Below are 16,742 nucleotides of genomic sequence, written 5' to 3' on the forward strand. Positions count from 1 at the left end.
CCACCGGATCTGGGAGCCTGTTTCAATGACCGTCCGCACCCGCGTCATTCCCTGCCTCGACGTTGCCAATGGCCGCGTGGTGAAGGGCGTCAATTTCGTCGACCTCAAGGATGCCGGCGATCCGGTGGAGCAGGCCAAGCTCTACGACGCGGCCGGCGCCGACGAACTCTGCTTCCTCGACATCACCGCGACTCATGAGGCACGCGGCACCATATTGGACGTGGTGCGCCGCACCGCGGAAGTCTGCTTCATGCCCGTCACCGTCGGCGGCGGCGTGCGCAGCGCGGAGGACGCCCGCGCCCTGCTGCTGGCGGGCGCGGACAAGGTGGCGGTCAACAGCGCCGCCGTCGCCCGCCCCGAACTGGTGGCCGACATCGCCGATCGCTTCGGCGCGCAGTGCATCGTCGGCTCGGTCGATGCCCGCAAGGTGGGCGAGGGGCGCTGGGAAATCTTCACCCATGGCGGCCGCAAGCCGACCGGCATCGACGCGCTGGAACATGCACTGCGCCTGGCGGAGCTTGGCGCAGGCGAACTGCTCGTCACCTCGATGGATGGCGATGGCACCAAGCAGGGCTATGACCTGGCGCTGACCCGCATGATCGCCGATGCCGTGTCGATCCCGGTGATCGCCAGCGGCGGCGTCGGCACGCTCGACCATCTGGTCGCGGGCGTGGTCGAAGGCCATGCCAGCGCGGTGCTGGCCGCTTCGATATTTCACTTCGGTCAACATACTATTGCTGAAGCGCATCAGGCGCTGGCCCGCGCCGGCATCCCCGTTCGGGGCCATTAAAGCGCAGAAAAGCGCCAAAATGTCGGGTTAATTGACATTAACCATATGGGGCTTTTGGCGGCCATCGGTCGCCAACCGCAGAAAAACGTCACTTGGCAAAATTGGCACGGTTACTGCGTAGACAGGGCGCAGGGTCGTTTCGAAGCGATTTGTCCATTTTGAAACAGGGTGACTTTTATGCAGATCAGCAAACTTCTTCTCGTAGCGGGTTCGGCCAGCCTGATGGGCCTCGCCATCCCCGCCCCGGCCAACGCCACCTTCTGCTGGTTCAAGTGCGGCGGCTCCAGCGGCGGCGGCACCTCGTCGGGCGGCAGCAGCGGTGGCACGCCGACCCCGGTGCCTGAACCCGAACAGATGGCGCTGTTCGGCATGGGCGCCGCCGTTCTGGCCGGCCGCGTCTTCTTCGCGCGCCGCAAGCAGAAGTAAAATTCATTTGACGGGTCGCGCGCGGGACGCTTGATGCAGCCCATGCGCGCGACCCTTCAAACCCTCGAACAGACCATCGCCGAGCGACGGAAGGCCGATCCATCGGCATCCTATGTGGCGAAGCTGACCGCCCGCGGCCGGGGCAAGATCGCCCAGAAGGTCGGCGAGGAAGCGGTCGAGGCGGTGATCGCCGCCATGGCCGATAATCGGGCCGAATTGGTCGGCGAAAGCGCGGACCTCCTCTTCCACCTGCTGGTGCTGCTGGCCGATTGCGGCATTCCCTTCGACGATGTGCTCGACGAACTGGACCGGCGCGAAGGCCTGTCGGGCCTGGTCGAAAAGGCCGCCCGTCCAAAGGATTGATCCGCTCCACGGAAAGACATTGCCTTCCCGGCGTTTGTAGATCAGCCTCCACTGTCGGAGCGCGTTGGAACGGGGAGTGAGGCTATGATGCTGCGGACCATCCTGGGCGGACTGCTTGGCGGTTTCGCCATGTTCATCATCGGCTTCCTCTTCTGGGGCACGCCCCTGAGCGCGCTGGCGCTCAGTCGTGCCGATCCGCAGGCGAGCGCCAATCTCCAGGCCGCGATGGCGCAGGCGCTGGCCCGCAGCGGCACCGGCGTTTATGTCATCCCCGATCCCGCCACGGCGCAGGGCACGATCCTCTATGGCAAGGGGCCGGTGGCGATGCTTTTCTACAATAATGGCGGCTTCCCGGTGATGGACGGCTCCAGCCTGATCGGCGGGCTGCTGCTGGCGCTGGCGACCGGTGTGCTGATTGCGCTCGCGCTGCGCTTCGTCACCGGCGACTTCAACAGCCGGGCGCGGGTGTCGATCCTGTTCGCGCTCGCCACGGTGCTGTGGCTGCATATCGGCCAGGCCGTGTTCAACCATGCGCCCTGGGGCTACAGCCTCTATCTGGCGCTGAGCGATCTGGTCGCGCTGAGCGTGGCCGGGCTGATCGCCGCGAAGCTGATGGAAGGGCGCGCCGCGAAGCCCAGCGCGTCAGACAGCACGCTCCACTGACGCCATCCGCAGCATGCAGGCGGCATGGCGCCGCGCGACCGCCATCCGGTCCGCGCCATAGCCGCCACCCATGCAACTGGCGACCGGAATGGCGCGCGCCAGCGCCTGACCCATCACCAGTCCGTCGCGCGCGGCCAGCCCCTCGTCGCTGAGCGCCAGCCGGCCCAGCCGATCATCCACATGACCGTCCACTCCGGCCTGATAGAGGATCAGGTCCGGCACGAAATCATTCAGCACGCGCGGCAGCATCTCGCCCAGCGCCGCCAGATAGTCTGCGTCGCCGGTATCGTCGGCCAGGCCCAGATCCAGCGTCGAGCGCGCCTTGCGCACCGGGAAATTCTTCTTCGCATGGATCGACAGGGTGAAGACATCGCCCCGCCCCGCCATCAGCGACGCCGTACCATCGCCCTGATGCACGTCGAGGTCGAGGATCAGGATGCGGTTCACATCCCCCTCCGCGATCAGCCGGTTGGCCGCGATCGCCAGATCGTTGAACACGCAATAGCCCGCGCCGCTGTCGGCCAGGGCATGGTGGCTGCCCCCGGCGGCATTGGCGGCATAGCCATGGACCAGCGCCAGCTTCGCCGCCAGCCAGGTGCCGCCGGGCGACAGCAGCGCCCGGCGCATCACCCGCTCGGTTACCGGAAAGCCGATCCGCCGTTCCTTTTCGGGCGGCACAGCGAGCGCCAGCACCTCTTCGACATAGGCGGGATCATGCACCGCCGCGATCCAGGACGCGGGCATCGGATCGGGCGCATGAACGGTCATCGGCGCGCCGCTTTCGGCCAGCACGTCCATCACCAGGCCATATTTGTCGAAGCGCGCCTGCTGGCCGTCTGTGGCCGGGGAGACATAGGCGGGATGGTGAACGACGTGCAGCATGATCTTTTCCCGCTATCGCGATTTGATAGATGGCCGCTTTGCGCTATCTGGTCCAGCATGAACCGTCCCGATTTGATCCGTTTCCTCGCCCTGCCCCTGCTGGCCGCCGCCGCCATCCCGGCCGTCGCGCAGCCACCGGCGGTGACACCGACCCAGAGCGCGCCGCCGGCCGGCCAGGTCGTGCTGCCTCCGCCGATGGCGGTGATGCCCCCGCCCGTGCCGCTGCCTGCCCTGTCCCAGGCGCAGGATGACTGGGCGAATGAATGGCTCAAGAGCGGCATGGCCGAAGGGCTGATGGCGCGCAGCAAGCCGACCGCGCCGATGCACGGGCAGCAATTGCTGAACGCACTGCTGGATCGCGGCCGCGCGCTCAGCACCGGCCGGGTCGATACCGCCGATTTTCTGGAGGTCTGGGCGCTGCGCCCTGCCGCCTTCGATCCGCGCCCCTCGCTCGCCAAGGCGATTGCCGAGGATCGGCTGCCGCAATGGGCCGCCAGCCTGACCCCGCCCTATTCGGGCTATGACGGGCTGCGCAAGGGCCTCGCCACCTATGAGAAGATCCGCGACACCGGCGGCTGGCCCAGCCTGTCGGCCGGCGCCTCGGCCGATGTCGTGCGCGCCCGCCTGGCGCTGGAGGACAAGAGCGTCACCGGCACCGAGCCGCTGACCGCCGCGCTGCAACGCGCGCAGCGCCGCTATGGCCTCAACCCCACCGGCCTGCTCGACGCACGCACCCTGACCGCGCTCAACGTGTCGGTGGATGATCGCATCGCCGCGATCATGGCCAATATGGAACGCTGGCGCTGGATGCCGCGCGAATTGCCGGTAAACCGCGTCCAGGTGAACATCGCCGCCGCCGTGCTGACCGTGTTCCAGGGCGACGAACCCGTCACATCGATGCGCGCCGTCACCGGCAGCCCGACTAACCAGACGCCGATGCTGTCGTCGAACATCCATTCCATCGTGGTCAATCCGCCCTGGAACGTGCCGATGTCGATCGCCAGGAAGGAATTGTTCCCCAAGGGCCGCGCAACCCTGGCCAAGCAGGGCTACAAGATCGTGAAGACGCCCGAGGGCGGCGAGCGCATCGTCCAGCCCGCCGGTCCCAACAGCGCGCTCGGCCGGCTGAAGTTCGATTTCAACAATCCCTTCGCCGTCTATCTGCACGACACGCCTTCGCGCGGGAAATTCTCCAGCTATGACCGGCTTGCCAGCCATGGCTGCATCCGCCTGGAAAAGCCGGTATCGCTGGCCGAACTCATGGTGGCGAGCGATCCCAGCCTGTCGGGCCAGATCCAGAGCCTGATCGACACCAACAAGACCCAGCGCGTGTCGCTGCCCTCGCAGGTCGCGGTCTATCTGCTCTACTGGACCGCCTTTGCCAGCAGCAACGGCACCATGAACTTCCGCGCCGATCCCTATGACTGGGACAAGCTGCTGGCCCAGAAGATCGAGGCCTCCAGCCGCCGCGTCGACCCCACTGCGGTCAATTCGACCGCCCCCGCAGCCAAGGACTGATCCCCATGCGCCATTTTGCCCGCCCCCTGACCTTCGCCGCCCTGTCGGGCGCGCTGCTGCTTGCCGCCTGCGGCCAGAAGGAAGAGGAAGCCCCGGCGACCAATAATCTGGTCGAACCGCCGGTCGAGAATGTCATCGTGAACGAGCCGGAAGCGCTGCCGCCCGAGCCGGAAAATGTCGTCACCCCGACTCCGGCACCGCCGCCGTCCGTGTCGGAACAGCAGCAGATTCTGGATGATGCCGAAGCCAGCGGCATGACCTCACGCCTGCGCGAAAACGGCGAGGGGAGCCAGGGAGCGGACGAAGCGGGCAATAGCAGCCTGTGACGAAGGGCGCCCCCGTCTTGGAGCGGGGGCGTTGATTTGTTATAGACGGCACATGGATCGCCGCAAATTCACGAAGTTCGCTTTAAGCGGACTCGCCTTCTCGTTTTTGACCGATAGTGTTGGCAAGGCCGCACTACCGGTAGCGCCTGAACCCGCGAACCGCCCTCCGGTTCCCGCGACTCCATCGGCCGCACCGATTTTTTCGCGCAAGCCCTATGCGCTGCTGCTGGAAGAGGCGAAGGCCGCGCTCGACCAGCATGCGCGCGACTTCACCCTGCGCGACCGCATCGCCATCGCCGACTTCAACGCGCCGTCGAAGGAATTTCGGTTCCATATCGTCGACCTGATCGGTGGCCAGGCCAACAGCTATCTGGTGTCGCACGGCCGCGGGTCCGATCCGGGCCATTCGGGCTGGCTGCAGAGCTTTTCCAACGAGCCCAATTCGCTTGCCAGTTCGTCGGGCGCCTACAAGACGCTGACCGTCTATGATGGCCAGCATGGCCGGTCAATGCGGCTGGCGGGGCTCGATCCGCAGAACAACAATGCCGAAATGCGCGCCATCGTCATCCATGGCGCCGACTATGTCAGCGAGGACCATGTCGCTGCCTGGGGCAAGTGCGGCCGCAGCGAGGGCTGTTTCGCGCTCGCCCGCCACATGGTGCCGCAGGTATTGGGTATGCTGGGGCCGGGCCGCATGGTCTATGCCAACAAGATTACCGGCATGGTCGAAGCCTGACCGGCAAAGGCCCCGCCCGGATCACCGGGCGAGGCCTCTTCATGCTCAGCCGGCCTTGACGCCGCTCAGCGCCTGGGCGGCAGGCTTGTTCGACGCATCGACCGAACCGTCGGCCAGCATCGCCTTGCTCATCGTCGCCGCTTCGGTCTTGAGCGCGGCATCGTCGGTCGCCTGGCTGGCGCCGATCAGCGCCGACAGCAGGATATTCTTCGTCACCGGATCGGCCGCATTGGCCGCCGCCGACTTGCGGGCCAGGCCCAGCGCTTCCTGATAGAGCGGCGCGGAGCCGGCCTTGTCCTGCGCGCCCAGCTTCTGGTTGCCCAACTGGATCAGGATACCGGCCAGGATATTGCGGCTGGTGGCATCGGCGGGCTTGGCCTCCACCACCTTGCGCCAGTGCGGCAGGGATTCGCCATAAAGCGCGATCACCTTGTCCATCTTGCCGAGCGCGCCCTGGGCAGCGGCATCGGCATAAAGCGCGTTGGCGAGGAAATTGACATTGTCGATCTTGGTCGGGTCGACCTCCACCGCGGTGCGGATGGCGGGCATCGCCGCCTCATATCTGGTTGCGGCGGTGGCATTGTCGCCCGCCTGCAGCGCGGTCTGGCCGGCGGTGAAATCGGTCACCGCCTGGTTGAAGGCGTTGATCTGTTCGGGGGTCATCTGGCCGGCGGCGGGGGCAGCGCTGGCTGCCGGGGCATCCTGTGCCAGGGCCGGTGCGGCGAGGGTGGAAAGGGCAAGAAAGGCAGGAACCAAAAGGCGGGACTGCAAGGTCAGGGTCTCCCTGGTCGTTGATCCAATGTGGCGGATGCAGTCAGGGCATCCGCCAACACAAGAATGAACGAACGAGCGGTCCCGTTCCCAGCCCCCTAGGCTCGTGCCATCCCGCAAAAGGCTCGACCCACGGCAAACTCGCCCGCGCGGCGCGCCGAACGGGCCAGCGCTTCGGCATCCTCGCCCCATTGTTCGGCCTGCCAGCGCTCGTCGATCTCGGCCGCTTCCCATACGGAATCTGCGTCGAACGCCTCTTCCAGCACCGCCAGGCCGCAGACCAGCGAGCCGCTCAAGGTCACCAGCCGCGACAGGCCGGCCAGGGTGAAGGGATCCAGTCCGTCCACCGCCGCCGCCAGCCGTTCCAGCGTCGCGTCGGGCTGGGCGACATGGATGATGCCCTGGGTGGTGACGAAGGCAACGTCGTACCGGGCACTCGCCCAGTCGAGCAGCGGATCCCAGGCGGCGGCCTGACGCGCGACGAACGCCTCCGGCCCCTCGGCCCGGTAGCAGAGCATGTCGGTGCCGCCATATTCGGCAATGTCGGCCGCGAATTTCGCGCGGTTGCCGGCGATATGGTCGATCGCGGCATTGGCAAGGCCGGTGAACGCCATCGTCGCCGGATCGACCGTCTCGCCCTGGTCGCGCCATTCCTGCGCCACCGCCTCCGCCAGCACTGCATTGGGCAGCGCCAGTTCAGCGCGGGCCGGCGTGCGCACCGGGCGGCCATCCAGCCGGATCGCGAAACCGCCCTCGACCGGCTCGACCGTCACATCCTTGTAGAAACGCTTCACGGGCGGCTCCGCTTGAACAGGGCCAGCATCAGGCGCGGCACGATGATGAACTGGAACAGGCCGGCGACGACCATGATCAGGCCGAACGCCTTGGCCTTGTCGCCCTGTACCCAGGAAAAGCGCTGCATGATCGCCAGGAAACCGAACATGACGAGGAAGGCACCCGACAGGCGGAACAGGCCAAGCGCGAAATGGCGCTGGCGCGCGATCTTTTCCGGGTCGACCGGCGGGATGGGAGGCATGTCGTTCATGGCGCGTCGATATGGCGGCGCAATTCGTCGCTGTCCATCGCCACCGCATGGGCGCCGGCCTGCACCAGTTCGGCCGGCGCATGATAGCCCCAGCCGACGCCGATCGCGCGGGTACCGGCGGCCAGCCCCATGTCGATGTCGAAATGGGTATCGCCGATCATCACCGTGGTTTCGGCCACCGCGCCCGCCTCCGCCATCGCCTGCAGCAGCATCGAAGGGTGCGGCTTGGACGGGTGGCGATCGGCGGTCTGCAGGGTCACGAAATGATGCGCCAGATCATGATGGGCAAGACACAGGTTGAGGCCGCGATCGGACTTGCCGGTGGCGACGCCCAGCAGCCAGCCATCGCCGTCCAGCGCCCGCACCAGGTCGGCCATGCCGGGATAGAGCGGTTCGGACACGGCATTGGCGCTGCGCAGGGCGTGGAAGGCCGCCTTGTAACGATCGGTCAGCAACTGGTGATAGTCCGGCTCCGCATCGGGCAGCAGCCGGGCCATCGCATGGGGCAGCGACAGGCCGACGATCGACAGGATCGCCAGCCGGTCGGGCGGTGTCAGCTTCTCGCCCTCGAAGGCATGGGCCATCGCGGTGCAGATGCTGTGCTGGCTATCGACCAGCGTGCCGTCGCAATCGAAGACGGCAAGGCGGTTGCTCATGCCCCGCCCCTTATTTCTCGCCGCGACCGCGCCGTTCGCCGCGCCGGCCCTTGCGGATCTGCTTGGCATGGGCGCGGGCCGCTTTCTTCTCGTCCTCGCGGGTCGGCGTCCGGTCGATCTCGTCATCCAGCGGCATATCGCCCAGCGACAGGTCGAAGCCGAGCGCGACCAGGCTGTTGAGGAAATGTTCGGGCAGTTCCGCCTTCATGTCGATGCGGCCGCCATCGGGATGGTCGACGCGGATGCGGCGGGCATGGAGGTGCATCTTGCGGCTGATCGATCCGGACAGGAAACTGTCCTTGCCGCCATATTTGCCGTCGCCAACCAGCGGGTGGCCGATCGCCGCCATATGGACGCGCAACTGGTGGGTGCGGCCGGTATAGGGCTGCAACTCGACCCAGGCGGCGCGATTGCCGGCGCGCTCGATCACGCGATAGCGGGTGCGGGCGGGCAGGCCCTCTTCCTCGTCCACATGCATCTTCTCGCCGCCGGTGCCCGGCTGCTTGGTGATCGGCAGTTCGATCATGCCATCGTCGATGCTGGGCACGCCGATGACGATCGCCCAATAGACTTTCCGCGCGGTGCGGCTGGAAAAGGCCTTGGCGAAATGCGCGGCCGAGCGGCTGGAGCGGGCGAGCAGTAGTGCGCCCGACGTGTCCTTGTCGAGGCGATGGACCAGCTTGGGCCGGGATTCCGCGTCGAAGATCAGCCCGTCGAGCAGCCGGTCGACATGCTCGTCGGTCTTGGTCCCGCCCTGGGTGGCGAGGCCGGGCGGCTTGTTGATGACGATCGCCTGCTTGTCGCGGTGGATCACCATGTCCTGGACATAGGCGATCTCGTCCTCGGTCAGGTCGATGACGCGGACGCGCTTGGGCTTGTCGGCCGCCGCCACCTTGGGCTCCGCCGGCGGCACGCGGATCATCTGGCCTTCGGCGATGCGGTCGCCGGGCGCGGCGCGGGCGCCATCGACACGCAACTGGCCGGTACGCGACCAGCGCGACACGATGTTGAAGCCGACATCGGGCAGATGCCGCTGGAACCAGCGGTCGAGGCGGATGCCATCGTCATCGGCCTGCACCCGATATTGCCGCACGTCCAGGCTGACGCCCTTGGCCGGATTGGACTTGGCCGCGACCGCCGGGGTCGGTGTCGCCGCCTTGGCGACGGGGGCCTTGGTGCGAGGCTTGCCCACTGACTTGGTGCCGGGCTTGCCGCCTGACTTGAACGGCCGGTCGCCATCCTGCTTGCGCGCGCTCGCCGCCTTGGCGCCGCCGCGGGCGCGACCGGGCGCGCCGCTGCGGCCGCCGGGTTTCGCGCTGCTACCGCCGGGCTTGCCGCCCCGTGCCGGACCGCCGGATTTGCCGGGAGGACGCCCCTTCATGCCGCAACACTCCGCATAACCGTAAGACCCAGCGCCAGCGCGGCCACCGCGCCGACCAGCGAGAAGAGTGCATAGCCCAGCGCCAGGCCGATCTGGCCGCGCTCGATCATCAGCATCGTCTCCAGGCTGAAGGAGGAAAAGGTGGTGAAACCGCCGAGCACGCCGACACCGAGCAGCAACCGCATCGGTTCGCCCGACGCCGTGCTGCCACGCGCCAGCCATCCGGCGAGCAGGCCCATGGCGAAACCGCCGATCAGATTGGCGGCAAAAGTGCCCCAGGGCCAGGCCGCGCCGGGCGCCATCTGCCCGGCGAACCGCCCCAGCAGATAACGCAGCGCCGCGCCAACCGCGCCGCCGCCCATAACAAGGAAGATATTGGTCATGATTGTCGCCCTATCGCGATTCCGCCAAAGGGGAAAGGACGCATTCAGGCGGCGATGCTGGCCTCCGCCGGGACGGGACGGCGATGGGCGGCGATGCAACTCAGCACCGAGAGGATCACCAACACGAATGCCGTGCCCTCCAAGGGCGTCGGCAGCCGCGCTTCCCAGATGAAACCATAGAGCAGGGCAAAGCCGGTTTCGAACAGGATCATCTGTCCCACCATGGTCAGCGGCAGCAGCCGGGTCATGCGATTCCACAGCGCATTGCCGACGATCGAGGCAAACAGAGCGACAGCGATCACGACAGCCGCAAAGCGGGTCCAGTCGGCCGCATCATGCGTGCCACTGCCCAGCCACGGCACCAACGGCAGGAACAGCAGCGCCTGCGCGCCGGTGGCAAGGCCGATCAGGAAATTCCAGTCCTGCGACGTGATACCGTCCATCCGCCGCAGCCAATGGGCATTGCCGATCGCAAAGGCGGTCCAGGAAATCAGCGCCCCGACCGCGCAGGCAAAGCCGATGATCCGCGTCGCCACCGCGCCCCCGCCCGGCATGACGATCGCCTGCCAGCCGATGCACAGCGCACCCGCGACACAAAGCAGCAGCGACGGCGCCAGATGCCGCAGCGACACCGCGCCGGCCTGCCGGCTGCCGACGATGGTCACCGCCACCGGCAGGAAGCCGACCACCAGTGAGGTCATGGCAATGCCCCCCATCTGCACCGCGCTCACCAGCAGCACATAATAAAAGAGGTTCCCTGCCAGTGCGAGCCAGGCCAGCGCCCACAGGATGCGCGGCGTCAGCAGCGGCCGGATCGCCCGCCAGCGCGGCGCAACCAGCAGCACGGACATCAGCCCATAGGCCAGATAACGGCCGATCGCCTGTTCAAGCGGGCTGAAGCCCGGCACGATCTCAGGCGCCAGGAAGACGAGGCCCCAGAGCGCCCCTGCTCCCATACCGCAAAAGATGCCGGCCAGGATCGCGCCGGATGCTCGTGACTGGTTCATGCTCGCCTTCCGCCTGTCGAAAATTCAGGTGACGGGAAATATCATCATCGACATGAGAAAGGCGCTCTTGATTGGCCGGTCAAATGCAACAATTACTCATTTCATGAGCCAGACCACCAAGATCGACCATTTCGACCGGGCGATTCTGCGCCTGATCCAGCGCGACACCCGCATGCCCCAGCGCGCAATTGCGGAGGCGGTCAACCTGTCGACCGCCGCCGTGCAGCGCCGCATCGCCGCGATGGAGCGCAGCGGCGTGATCGTGCGCAATGTCGCGATCGTCGATCCCGATCAGGTGGGCCTGGGCGTCACATCGATCGTCGAGGTCAATCTGGTCGATGAAAAGGCGGCGCGCGTCGACAAGGCCAAGCAATTGTTCCGCGACGCGCCCGAAGTGCAACAATGCTATTATGTCACCGGCGGCCGCAGCTTCATCATGCTGATCGTCGCACCCGACATGCGCAGTTATGAAGCGATCACCCGCCGCCTGTTCGCGGAAAATGAATCGGTCGCCAGCTATCACAGCTATCTGGCGCTCAACCGGGTGAAGGCGGGGATGGAACTGGTCATTCCCTGATCCGTGCGCCCCTTCGAATTACGGATTCGTCTCGACCGGAACCTGCTGCCGATCGGGACCACTGACCGCAGGCGGCGGCATCAATTCCCGGATCACCCCCCAATAGCCCTGCGTAACGTGCGCATCGCGCGCATAGAGCGGATCGGATGCCATCAGATGCCGGTGCAAGCGGCGCAGATTATGCCAGGGCACCGACGGGAACAGATGATGTTCCAGATGATAGCTGACATTGAGCGGCCCGATCAGGATCCGGTCGATCAGGGTCGGGATGACGGTGCGGGTACCGCGGATTTCCGTCTCGTCGGTGACGCCATTATGTTCCGCCATCGCCCGCAACCGGTTGAACACATTGGCCCAGATGAACTGGGGAATCATGAACAGCCCCAATATCTGCCAGCGCCAGGGCGACCACAGGATCGCGCCATAGACCAGCACCGCCCAGACGATGTAGCGGACGCGCAGCGCCAGCCGGAAATCGAAGCCGAAGCGCATCGGATTGTGGAAATTGGACAAGGGCGACCAGATTCGTGCCGCCCGCGCCGCCCGATAATAGTTGAGGCCGGACAGGCTGCGCAGCAGCAGCACGACCATGGCGCGCCCGCTTTTCGGGAAATGCTGGTCGGCATCCTTGCGCTGCACCCGATAATCATAGTCGCGCATCGTGTTGGTATGGCGATGATGCACCATATGGGCGACACGGTAGAGATCGATGCTCAGCGCGAGCGGATAGGCAACGAACAGGTCGCCGATCAGGTCGTTGACGCGCCGGTTGCTGAACAGCATCCCGTGACAGGCCTCATGCATCATCACCGCCAGAACCTGAATCCGCGTGCCGATGACGATGCCGGCGATCAGATAGGCCGGCCAGCGATCGGCCCGGATCGCGATCACGCAGGCGGCGATCATCACCGCCCATTGCAGCGCCAGCAGCAGCGCGTTGCGCCAGTTGGGCACGACCGACAATTGCCGGATCAACGGCAGGGTCGCACGCCGCGAATAGCGGTATCCGGCGCCACGTTCCTGGACATTTTCTTCCATGGAACCCAGTCTCCGAACGCTCCACCAAATTTGGCCCCAATGCTATGATCGGGACAAACAAGCGTCAAGCATCGTGCCGGGCGCCCCTCTTTCCCATCAGCATTAACGGCTTGTTAGGCGCATGGCCGCAGAAGGATCGCTTCCAATCGGTGGGGATCGATGATGGTTGATATTGTTTTCGAATTTTCGGCGCACATGCTGGCGCTCGGGCTGATCGTCGGCGGGCTGTACAGCCTGACCAAGGAAGCCGGCTTGCGCTGACGGCCATTCAGGCCAGCGGGCCGCTCGTCAGCGACGGAAAACTTTCCGCGACATAGTCGATGAACGCGCGCAGGGTCGGCGACATGCCGGTGCGCGCGGTGAAGAGGACGTGGACGATGCCCTCGCTGGTCCGCCAGTCGGGCAGGACATGCACCAGCCGTCCCTGTTGCAGCTCGACCGAACAGGCCGCTGACGACAGCAGCGCCACGCCCAGCCCGGCCACCGCCGCATCGCGCACCGTCGCTGAATCATTGCTGCAGAATCGGGGATGATGGGCGACGACATGCTGTCGCCCCTGCCCGTTCATCAACAGCCACTCATCATGTTCGACATGCTCGCCCACGCTCAGCGTCGGCAGGTCGGCAAGGCTGGCGATGGTCGTTGCCGCGACCTGCGCCGCCACCGCCGGCGCGGCAACCAATATGCGGTCCAGCCGTCCCAATTGATGCATCGTCAGCGCCTGATCATGCACGGTGTCGATATCCACGCGAAAGGCGGCATCGAACCGTTCCTGGATCAGGTCGATCCGCTGGCTGCTGATATGCATTTCCAGATGGACGTCGGGATAGAGCAGCAGGAACCGGGCAAAGACATCGGTGCGCAGATAACGGGCCAGCCCCGGCGGGCAGGCGATGCGCAGATTGCCGCTGATCTGCGACCGGGCACGCGCGGCGATCGCCTGGGTGGCGTCGATCCCCTCGGCGATCGTCTCGCACTGGCGATAGATTTCGCGGCCGACATCGGTCACGCGCAGATTGCGGGTCGATCGCTCGATCAGGCGGACGCCCAGCACCTGTTCCAGCCGCGCAACCCGGCGACTGAGCTTCGCCTTGCGTTCGCCGGTGGCGCGCTCCGCCGCGCTGAAGCCGCCATGGCGCACGACCTGGGCAAAGCTGCGCAAATCATCCAGATCCATGGCGCCGTCCCGTCCGCTCTCCTTCCGCGTCGGACCGGTGCTACACGCTCCGCCCGGCTGGCGCCAGCCGGGCGCGGCATCCACGATCACCGCGCCTGGCCGCTGACCATCATCGGCAGGAACAGCAGCGACGCCGCGACCGTCGCCACGAAGGAGACCAGCAGATCATCGACCATGCCGTTGATGCCACTGAACAAGACGATTTCCACGAACAGGATCAGGAAGAACAGCGCCAGCCGCGTGACGACACGCGGATGCGCCAGATGGAATGCGCGCAGCATCTCCAGCGCCTGCATCGGCGGCTGGCGCAACGCGCCGCCTGAAGGATCAGGCCGCACGGACCACCGCCCGCCGGGCATCCCCGGTCATGTAGAGCACGCGCAGCAGGTCGAGCTGCTCGCGCGAGAAACCCGCCGCATCGAACGCCTCCAGCTCCTCGCCGGTCAGCGACCGGCCAGTGCGCAGGATGATCGCGCTCTGGCGCAGCGTTTCCAGCCGCGGATTGGCCAGGGTGTAGGTCGGTTCCGGGCCGCGCAGGAAGCTGCGCAAGCGGCCGAGCGGCGCGCGGACCGAAGGCACGGAACTGGCCGGATCGCTATCGGCCAGCCAGAGCACTTGGCGCTCCTGCGCGTCAAAGGGTTCGCCGACATTGTCATTGGCCGTATCGGCCCGGTTGAAGACGGAGTGTTGCATCGCCTTGATCCCACCTGTTGTTGCAGGGGATGTAGCGATGCACGGGTCGGGCTTGTAGCCGGCAAAAGGACGACAGATCGTTTCCGTTTTGGAAACAAAGCGACCCTGTGCAGCAAAAGAGGGCGAAGCCCCCCTTACGCTTATCGGCCGTGGTCGGCGATGATGTCGACGCCCGTCTTGCCGCCCGGCGCATTGGTGAAGACGATGAAATAGGCGCTGCCATCGGCCTTGCGCGTGCCGCCCAACACATTGTCGCCCTCGACGATGCGATGTTCCGCATCGAAGCCGGCGCGGCGGGCCTGGGTATAATAATAATCGATCACGCCCTGCTTGGGCACCGGCGTCACGAAGCTCGCCGCGCGCAGGGTGCAGCCATCCTTCTCCGCACCCGCCGCCTCGGTCAGCTGCGCGCCGGGATAGAGGGTGAAGGGATCGGGCATGCGGCTGGCCCATTGCATGCCATAGACCAGCTTCTTGGCGCAGCCGGCATTTCCCCCGCCGCCCAGTTGCGCCTGTTCGCGCGCCAGCCCGCCCAGCGTCATCGGACTGTTCTTGATCGGACCGCTGACCGGCGCCGGGGCGGACAGCAGCTTGCCGCCGACCAGCTTGGCCGCTTCCGCCTGCGCCTTGCCGGCGTCGCCGCTCAGCACCGGCAATGCGCCATTGGCGGCACGATCGGCGCTGCGCACGGCATTGCGGTTCGACTGGCCGACCAGATTGGGATCGACGACGATATCATCGGCCAGCGCGCCCTTGACCGCCGGGTCCGCGGCATTGTTGGTCAACTGGTCGTCCAGCGCGGCAAGATTGCCGTCCTTGCCGCCCTTGCCACAGGCCGCGAGCGCCAGCAGCAACGCCATCACACCAACTTGTCTGGAAATCGCCATCCGCCTCGCTCCTTCATAACCCGGCACATAGAACGGATAGCGGGACTTTCCGTTCGCATTCAGGGTGCATAGACGCCCCTACCCCATCGCAGGGCCAGTTTCTGCAGGGTGGCATGGTCGCTTGTCTTGTTCCGGGACAGCAAAGCCGCCATCAGTCGGACTATGCTCAACCTTCTGTCAGCCCTGATCGGTCTTGTCACCCTTGTCCTGATGATCCCGGCGGTGTTTCCGCTGCTCGGCGCGCTCAACTGGCTGCTGGTGCCGATGGCGCTGTTCGGCGCCTTCATCGGCCTGATGTCGTCGAAAAAGGGCGGGCAGAATTTCTGCCTGATCGTCGCCGCCTTCGGCGCGCTGCGCCTGTTCCTGGGCGGCGGAATCCTGTGACCATAGCGGAAAGCGAAGCCCGCAAGGGCGTCATCGCCGCGATCGGCACCTACAGCATCTGGGGGATGCTGCCGCTCTTCTTCCGCCTGCTACATCATGTCGACCCGATCGAGATCGTGACCCAGCGGGTGATCTGGTCGGTCATCCTGATCCTGGTGCTGCTGGCCGCGCGCAAGGGACTGGCGGCCTTCATAACCGCCTTGCGGACGCCCCGGCTGGTCCTGCCGCTGATGGCATCGGCGGTGATGATCGCGATCAACTGGCTGGTCTATGTCTGGGCGGTCAATGACGGCCATGTCGTCGCCTGCAGCCTGGGCTATTTCCTCAACCCGCTGGTCAGCGTGGGCCTCGGCGTCGTCATACTCAAGGAAAGGCTGCGGCGCGGACAGATGCTGGCGATCGCGATCGCCGCGATCGGCGTCGCCATCCTGGCTGCGGCCGCGCTCACCACCTTGTGGATCAGCCTGGCGCTGGCGATCAGCTTCGCCCTTTATGGCCTGATCCGCAAGCTCACCCCGATTGCGCCGATGACGGGCCTCGGCGTCGAGACGCTGCTGCTGGTCGCACCCGCGATCGGCTACCTGATCTGGCTGTCGGGCCATGGCGGCATCAGCTTTGGCCAGGACGTGCCGACCACCGGCCTGCTGATCCTGGCCGGCGGCGTCACCACCGTGCCGCTGGTGCTGTTCGCCACCGCCGCCCAGCGCCTGCCGCTGGCGACGCTGGGGCTGCTGCAATACCTGGCGCCGACGCTGCAATTTCTGTGCGGCGTGGTGCTGCTGGGCGAGACGCTGAGCCAGGGGCAGATGCTGAGCTTCGGCCTGATCTGGCTGGGCCTCATCCTCTTCGCCAGCGACAGCTATGCCGCCGCCCGCCGCAACCGGCTGGCCACGGCCTGACCCCGGTCTGGACAGACCCGTTCAGGGTAGCGGATGGGCGTGCATGGTGGGCGAAAAGGCCCAAACAGCGGGATTACTTGGTCGCAAGAGGCGAAACTATGCCGATCAGGCGGCGATAGCGGCTGCCCGATGACGTTTTG

At 66.1% G+C, this 16,742-nt stretch carries 23 protein-coding genes; 10 read left to right on the plus strand and 13 right to left on the minus strand.

The genetic code is table 11. The features are described from left to right. Positions 1–25 precede the first annotated feature (25 nt). The 4 genes from hisF (at position 26) to DIZ22_RS14165 (ending at position 2,242) form a co-directional block, all read left to right on the plus strand. Complete coding sequence (gene hisF, locus DIZ22_RS14150) at positions 26–790, plus strand: imidazole glycerol phosphate synthase subunit HisF (RefSeq protein ID WP_010339646.1); 765 nt, start codon at positions 26–28, stop codon at positions 788–790. Between the two features lie 177 nt (positions 791–967). Next, the gene (locus DIZ22_RS14155) at positions 968–1,216 is read left to right on the plus strand and encodes a PEP-CTERM sorting domain-containing protein (protein WP_004208572.1); all 249 of its coding nucleotides are present in this window, start codon (positions 968–970) and stop codon (positions 1,214–1,216) included. Positions 1,217–1,258: 42 nt separating this feature from the next. Further along, positions 1,259–1,579, plus strand: a complete 321-nt coding sequence (locus DIZ22_RS14160; RefSeq protein WP_029548007.1) for a phosphoribosyl-ATP diphosphatase — start codon at positions 1,259–1,261, stop codon at positions 1,577–1,579. Positions 1,580–1,663: 84 nt separating this feature from the next. Next, positions 1,664–2,242, plus strand: a complete 579-nt coding sequence (locus tag DIZ22_RS14165) for a hypothetical protein (RefSeq protein ID WP_004208574.1) — start codon at positions 1,664–1,666, stop codon at positions 2,240–2,242. Here DIZ22_RS14165 and DIZ22_RS14170 read toward each other — a convergent pair. Next, positions 2,222–3,124 (minus strand): histone deacetylase, encoded by a 903-nt coding sequence (locus DIZ22_RS14170; RefSeq protein WP_048937442.1) that lies wholly within the window; start codon positions 3,122–3,124, stop codon positions 2,222–2,224. The two genes, DIZ22_RS14165 and DIZ22_RS14170, sit on opposite strands and share 21 nt — an antisense overlap. 57 nt (positions 3,125–3,181) lie before the next feature. On the opposite strand from DIZ22_RS14170, the gene DIZ22_RS14175 reads away from it, so the two are divergent. The 3 genes from DIZ22_RS14175 to DIZ22_RS14185 are packed head-to-tail and all read left to right on the plus strand — an operon-like array spanning position 3,182 to position 5,704. Continuing rightward, the gene (locus tag DIZ22_RS14175; protein WP_017500103.1) at positions 3,182–4,642 is read left to right on the plus strand and encodes a L,D-transpeptidase family protein; all 1,461 of its coding nucleotides are present in this window, start codon (positions 3,182–3,184) and stop codon (positions 4,640–4,642) included. A 5-nt stretch (positions 4,643–4,647) separates the two neighbouring features. Further along, positions 4,648–4,968 (plus strand): hypothetical protein, encoded by a 321-nt coding sequence (locus tag DIZ22_RS14180; RefSeq protein ID WP_010339642.1) that lies wholly within the window; start codon positions 4,648–4,650, stop codon positions 4,966–4,968. A 52-nt stretch (positions 4,969–5,020) separates the two neighbouring features. Next, on the plus strand, positions 5,021–5,704 hold the full coding sequence (locus tag DIZ22_RS14185; RefSeq protein WP_010339641.1) for a murein L,D-transpeptidase catalytic domain family protein: 684 nt from the start codon (positions 5,021–5,023) through the stop codon (positions 5,702–5,704). 45 nt (positions 5,705–5,749) lie between these two features. Here DIZ22_RS14185 and DIZ22_RS14190 read toward each other — a convergent pair whose 3' ends face one another. From DIZ22_RS14190 to DIZ22_RS14220, 7 genes are all read right to left on the minus strand, one after another. Then, the gene (locus DIZ22_RS14190) at positions 5,750–6,475 is read right to left on the minus strand and encodes a hypothetical protein (protein ID WP_048937444.1); all 726 of its coding nucleotides are present in this window, start codon (positions 6,473–6,475) and stop codon (positions 5,750–5,752) included. A gap of 98 nt (positions 6,476–6,573) precedes the next feature. After that, the gene (locus DIZ22_RS14195; RefSeq protein WP_010339639.1) at positions 6,574–7,269 is read right to left on the minus strand and encodes an ATP12 family protein; all 696 of its coding nucleotides are present in this window, start codon (positions 7,267–7,269) and stop codon (positions 6,574–6,576) included. Continuing rightward, entirely contained in the window at positions 7,266–7,520 is a 255-nt protein-coding gene (locus DIZ22_RS14200) for a hypothetical protein (RefSeq protein WP_004208582.1), read from the minus strand. Before DIZ22_RS14200 ends, DIZ22_RS14195 begins: the two co-directional genes overlap by 4 nt. Then, the gene (locus DIZ22_RS14205) at positions 7,517–8,176 is read right to left on the minus strand and encodes an HAD-IA family hydrolase (RefSeq protein ID WP_010339638.1); all 660 of its coding nucleotides are present in this window, start codon (positions 8,174–8,176) and stop codon (positions 7,517–7,519) included. The genes DIZ22_RS14200 and DIZ22_RS14205 overlap by 4 nt, the downstream gene beginning before the upstream one ends. A 10-nt stretch (positions 8,177–8,186) precedes the next feature. Beyond that, the gene (locus DIZ22_RS14210) at positions 8,187–9,557 is read right to left on the minus strand and encodes an RluA family pseudouridine synthase (protein WP_010339637.1); all 1,371 of its coding nucleotides are present in this window, start codon (positions 9,555–9,557) and stop codon (positions 8,187–8,189) included. After that, the gene (gene crcB / locus DIZ22_RS14215) at positions 9,554–9,940 is read right to left on the minus strand and encodes a fluoride efflux transporter CrcB (RefSeq protein WP_010339636.1); all 387 of its coding nucleotides are present in this window, start codon (positions 9,938–9,940) and stop codon (positions 9,554–9,556) included. Before crcB ends, DIZ22_RS14210 begins: the two co-directional genes overlap by 4 nt. 44 nt (positions 9,941–9,984) lie before the next feature. Beyond that, complete coding sequence (locus DIZ22_RS14220; RefSeq protein ID WP_010339635.1) at positions 9,985–10,947, minus strand: DMT family transporter; 963 nt, start codon at positions 10,945–10,947, stop codon at positions 9,985–9,987. On the opposite strand from DIZ22_RS14220, the gene DIZ22_RS14225 reads away from it, so the two are divergent. After that, positions 10,946–11,524 (plus strand): Lrp/AsnC family transcriptional regulator, encoded by a 579-nt coding sequence (locus DIZ22_RS14225; protein ID WP_010339634.1) that lies wholly within the window; start codon positions 10,946–10,948, stop codon positions 11,522–11,524. The two genes, DIZ22_RS14220 and DIZ22_RS14225, sit on opposite strands and share 2 nt — an antisense overlap. An 18-nt stretch (positions 11,525–11,542) precedes the next feature. Here DIZ22_RS14225 and DIZ22_RS14230 read toward each other — a convergent pair whose 3' ends face one another. The 5 genes from DIZ22_RS14230 to DIZ22_RS14250 all read right to left on the minus strand — a co-directional run bounded on the left by DIZ22_RS14230 (position 11,543) and on the right by DIZ22_RS14250 (position 15,319). Continuing rightward, positions 11,543–12,562 carry a fatty acid desaturase family protein gene (locus DIZ22_RS14230; RefSeq protein ID WP_010339633.1) on the minus strand — a complete coding sequence of 340 codons (1,020 nt, stop codon included), beginning with the start codon at positions 12,560–12,562 and terminating at the stop codon, positions 11,543–11,545. A gap of 268 nt (positions 12,563–12,830) precedes the next feature. Beyond that, positions 12,831–13,739 carry a LysR substrate-binding domain-containing protein gene (locus DIZ22_RS14235; RefSeq protein ID WP_010339632.1) on the minus strand — a complete coding sequence of 303 codons (909 nt, stop codon included), beginning with the start codon at positions 13,737–13,739 and terminating at the stop codon, positions 12,831–12,833. An 86-nt stretch (positions 13,740–13,825) separates the two neighbouring features. Continuing rightward, the gene (locus DIZ22_RS14240) at positions 13,826–14,077 is read right to left on the minus strand and encodes a hypothetical protein (protein ID WP_234415716.1); all 252 of its coding nucleotides are present in this window, start codon (positions 14,075–14,077) and stop codon (positions 13,826–13,828) included. After that, entirely contained in the window at positions 14,067–14,432 is a 366-nt protein-coding gene (locus DIZ22_RS14245) for a hypothetical protein (RefSeq protein ID WP_010339630.1), read from the minus strand. The genes DIZ22_RS14240 and DIZ22_RS14245 overlap by 11 nt, the downstream gene beginning before the upstream one ends. 140 nt (positions 14,433–14,572) lie before the next feature. After that, the gene (locus DIZ22_RS14250; protein ID WP_029548006.1) at positions 14,573–15,319 is read right to left on the minus strand and encodes a hypothetical protein; all 747 of its coding nucleotides are present in this window, start codon (positions 15,317–15,319) and stop codon (positions 14,573–14,575) included. A 162-nt stretch (positions 15,320–15,481) separates the two neighbouring features. Between DIZ22_RS14250 and DIZ22_RS14255 the strand changes: the two genes are divergently transcribed. Then, entirely contained in the window at positions 15,482–15,703 is a 222-nt protein-coding gene (locus DIZ22_RS14255) for a hypothetical protein (protein ID WP_004208594.1), read from the plus strand. A 2-nt stretch (positions 15,704–15,705) separates the two neighbouring features. Further along, entirely contained in the window at positions 15,706–16,602 is an 897-nt protein-coding gene (rarD, locus tag DIZ22_RS14260) for an EamA family transporter RarD (protein WP_199909709.1), read from the plus strand. Positions 16,603–16,742 lie beyond the last annotated feature (140 nt).

The organism is Sphingobium sp. LF-16 (assembly GCF_003711185.1).
Lineage (GTDB): Bacteria > Pseudomonadota > Alphaproteobacteria > Sphingomonadales > Sphingomonadaceae > Sphingobium > Sphingobium yanoikuyae_A.